Annotated in this window: 3 protein-coding genes and 1 pseudogene; 2 read left to right on the top strand and 2 right to left on the bottom strand. The window is 37.5% G+C overall.

From position 1 onward, the window contains the following. Positions 1-557: 557 nt before the first annotated feature. A pseudogene (locus BA053_RS05580) lies at positions 558-1,572 on the top strand (IS110 family RNA-guided transposase). 85 nt (positions 1,573-1,657) lie between these two features. On the opposite strand, the gene BA053_RS07495 reads toward BA053_RS05580, so the two are convergent. After that, positions 1,658-1,804 carry a hypothetical protein gene (locus BA053_RS07495; protein WP_156518031.1) on the bottom strand — a complete coding sequence of 49 codons (147 nt, stop codon included), beginning with the start codon at positions 1,802-1,804 and terminating at the stop codon, positions 1,658-1,660. 134 nt (positions 1,805-1,938) lie between these two features. On the opposite strand from BA053_RS07495, the gene radA reads away from it, so the two are divergent. Further along, complete coding sequence (gene radA / locus BA053_RS05575; RefSeq protein ID WP_065095383.1) at positions 1,939-3,282, top strand: DNA repair protein RadA; 1,344 nt, start codon at positions 1,939-1,941, stop codon at positions 3,280-3,282. Here radA and ftsY read toward each other — a convergent pair. Then, positions 3,269-3,873: signal recognition particle-docking protein FtsY (gene ftsY, locus BA053_RS05570; RefSeq protein ID WP_065106853.1), on the bottom strand; the 605-nt coding region annotated here is incomplete at its 5' end. The genes radA and ftsY overlap by 14 nt on opposite strands.

The raw sequence follows: 3,873 nt of genomic DNA, 5'->3' as shown, positions 1-3,873 counted from the left end.
GGTTAGTTGCAAGTTAAAAGCAGCTAAATCGCTCTTAATCAAGCGTTTTAGAATAAAAAAAACGCCGATATTTTAGTACATAGTAAATAGCCAACCACCACGGGGCTTCTTTTGCCTTTTTTTTCGTTTGGTAAATTTCTTAAGTATTATGGCTAAAGATTGCACGAATGTTGCAATTACAAAAGCGTTTCTACTAGGAGGGTGTCATCCCAGTGCCCCTGTGATGTTATTCCAGTGCTCCTTTTTTTGTCATCCAAGTAGCTGACACTGGGATCTAGCCTTTATTATTTGAATGAGATCCCAGTGTCAAGCACTGGAATGACATCATAGGAGCTTGTATCTTGTAAAAAGCATCTAATGTTTTAAGCTTAAGCATTAGATGGAGAAGGGAAGCACTCTGTCATAGGGCTTAGATATAAAATCTGTCAAGTAGATAAGAGCTCCCTTCTCAAAGGTATAGGCTGGACGGTATCGTAGAAAGACCTAAATGGTTCTAATTCTGTATCCGCAAGAATAGCCTTACTTTTCATTTTTAATGGTAACGTATGGGGTTATATATGATCAACAACTTTTTGGGCATAGACATATCAAAAGATCGCTTTGATGTTTGTCTCTCATTTATAAGTAAAAAAGGAAAACGTGAAACTAGGAAAAGGAGCTTTAAGAACGATGATAATGGGTTTCAAGGTCTACTGAACTTTCTACAAAAACATAACATAGAACAAGTGAAAGCTTGTATGGAAGCTACTGGTTGTTATAGCGAAGCTTTGGCTGAATTTCTACACAATTCTGGATATTTTGTTAGTGTTGTAAATCCTTATTGTATTAAATCTTATGCGAGGAGTAAGCTTGTACGACAAAAGAATGATCAGACCGATGCGGAAATTATTGCTGATTACTGCCAAAGACAGGAACCAACTCGTTGGACACCACCATCTCCTGAATTGAAAAAACTAAAACATCTTTATCGTTGCTCGGTTGCGTTAAAAGATGAGTTAACATTAGTAAATAACCACTTAGAAAAAAAAGAGAGACTTCCCAAAGAAGTTGCAAATGCTTGGGAAGACCTTGCAATGAATATAGCTCAAAAAATAGAAACAATAAAAAACTCCGTACGTGAACTATTAAAGCAACACAAAGAGTTGTTGGAAAATTTTCAACTTCTATTCAGGCATAGGAGAAGAATCAGCAACAGCTATTTTAGCTGAAGTTCCTGACACAAAGGCTTTTAGAGATGCCAGGCAATTGGCAGCATATGCAGGAGTTGTACCGAGAAATATAACATCAGGTTCCTCTGTATATGCCAAACCCAGATTAAGTAAATCAGGTTCACGAACACTACGTAAGGCAATGTATTTTCCTGCTATAGTAGCTAAAAATCACAATCCTATTATTATGACTTTTTGCAAGAGATTAAAAGAAAAAGGCAAGCATAATATGGCCATTGTGGGAGCTGCGATGCGTAAGTTACTCCATATTGTTTTTGGTGTTCTAAGTTCAAAGAAGGCTTTTGATCCAGATCATATCAAAAACTACAGGGCAAAGCTGTTGGAGGAAGGTTTACTTAGCTGATTGTTAAAAAAAATACTTTCAATCTTATATAAAATATTGCCTTATTTTGTAATTTTCTTGTTGACTAACGAGACGGTATCTACTTTCATGACATCATTCTTTTTCCTGGATCCCAGTGTCTGGGCACTGGGATGACAAAAAAGGGGCTACTCGGATGACAAAAAAAGGATGCTACTGGAATGACAGGAGAATGGGCTACTTGGATCCTAGAGGGAAGCGTTCGCGCAATCATTGTGCATGAATTTAAATGGTACAACTTATGACAATTATCTTCGCACCACAACGTTTGTGAGACTCAGTGTTTAGATTTACTTCGCCTATTCAGCTAATTTTTATTACAATTATAACAAAATAATTTTGGCTCTGATGAAAACTGTATATGTATGTCAATCCTGTGGTCATAGCACTGGTAGGTGGGTAGGGAAGTGCATCGCATGTGACAATTGGGATACAATTGTTGAGGAAATAGCAGTAAAAACGGGCAAAAGAAGTATGTCTGCGCCAATTTTAATAAAGACGTTATCGGGTAGCGAAATTATCACTCCAAGTCGTTTTCTAACAGGAATAGAAGAATTAGATAGAGTTTTTGGTGGGGGTATCGTTCAAGGTGCTAGCATTTTAATTGGAGGCGAACCTGGTATTGGAAAATCCACCCTTTTGCTTAGAATTGCAGCTAATGTTGTGCAACTTTCCTCTTTTGAATGTCTTTATGTATCTGGCGAGGAATCTTTAGAGCAAGTGAGTCTCAGAGCAAAGCGTCTTAAGATAAATGAACCTAAAATTAAGCTTTTGTCTACAGTGTCTTTAACTGATGTAGTAGCAACGATAAAGGAAAACAAAAGTATTAAATTTTTAGTAATTGACTCTATACAAACAATGTATGATAGCAGAATTACATCAGCACCAGGGACTGTAACTCAGGTTCGTACTTGCGCTCATGAATTAACCATTCTTGCGAAACAATATGGTATTTCTCTCTTAATAGTTGGTCATATAACTAAGGATGGACAAATAGCTGGACCTAAAACTTTGGAGCATATGGTGGATACGGTATTATATTTTGAAGGTGAAAATAGCAATCAATACCGCATTTTACGCACTATTAAAAATAGATTTGGCCCTGCAAATGAAATTGGTGTTTTTGAGATGTCTGAAGCAGGACTTGTGCCTGTTGATAACCCATCATCATTGTTTCTGATGGCCCATGACAGAGAAGTAGTTGGCAGCGCCGTATTTGCAGGAATTGAAGGTTCAAGACCAATTTTAATGGAAGTGCAAGCATTAATAGCAGGAACTAATATGGCAACCCCAAGAAGGGCAGTAGTTGGGTGGGATATTAATAGATTGGCTATGATCATCGCGGTGCTAAATGCTCGTTGCAAAATGTTTTTGCATGATAAAGAGGTATACCTAAACATTGCAGGGGGACTCAAAATACAGGAACCATCGGCTGATCTTGCTGTTGCTGCTTCCCTTATTTCAAGTGTAGTAAATTTACCGCTGCCAACTTCTTCAATAATCTGCGGTGAAGTTGCACTTTCAGGAGAAATTAGGAATGTCTCGCATGCTGATCTCAGACTAAAAGAAGCACAAAAGTTAGGATTTAAAAAAGCAATTATGCCTAAAAATGGTAATTACTCTTCTCATGATATTGAGATAATTAAGCTTGGTCACGTAAGGGAATTAAGAGAAATCTTCAATCACAGTTAAATAGTGCTTCAGCAAATTCTTTACTAGTAAACTCCCTTAAGTCCTCTATATTTTCGCCAATTCCTATAGCATGTAACTTTACCTTATAAGCTTCTGCAAGTCCAATTACCACTCCACCCTTAGCAGTGCCATCTAGCTTTGTTACGATTAGCCCGGTAACATTAACCATTTTGCTAAATGCTTCTAATTGGCTATAAGCATTTTGGCCGGTAGTTGCATCAAGAACTAAAATAACATCATGAGGGGCAGTGTCATCCAATTTCTTTATCGTTCTATATATTTTTGATAACTCCTCCATAAGGTTCACATTATTTTGCAGCCTTCCTGCTGTGTCAATTAGAACAACATCAACGTTGTCTTTTATAGCTTGACTTACAGCTCTGTATGCCACACTTGCAGAGTCGCTACCGTACTCTCCAGTAACAATTAAGCAATCAGAACGTTCTGCCCAAATGTTTAATTGCTCACTAGCAGCCGCTCTAAATGTATCGCATGCAACAAGCATAACGGATTTTCCCATTTCCTTATATTTATATGCAAGCTTACCTATAGTTGTGGTTTTACCGTGACCGTTTACTCCGCATACCATTA

Origin of the sequence: Wolbachia endosymbiont of Nomada ferruginata (assembly GCF_001675785.1) — a bacterium.
Classification (GTDB): Bacteria; Pseudomonadota; Alphaproteobacteria; order Rickettsiales; family Anaplasmataceae; genus Wolbachia; species Wolbachia pipientis.
The sequence above is the reverse complement of the archived record's forward strand: the minus strand, read 5'-3'. Positions and strand labels throughout refer to the sequence as shown.

What these genes read in the sequence shown, in the direction of transcription:
- radA (WP_065095383.1), top strand. Translation starts at nt 1,939, where the DNA reads ATGAAAACTGTATATGTATGTCAATCCTGTGGTCATAGCACTGGTAGG.
- BA053_RS07495 (WP_156518031.1), bottom strand. Translation starts at nt 1,804, where the DNA reads ATGATTGCGCGAACGCTTCCCTCTAGGATCCAAGTAGCCCATTCTCCT.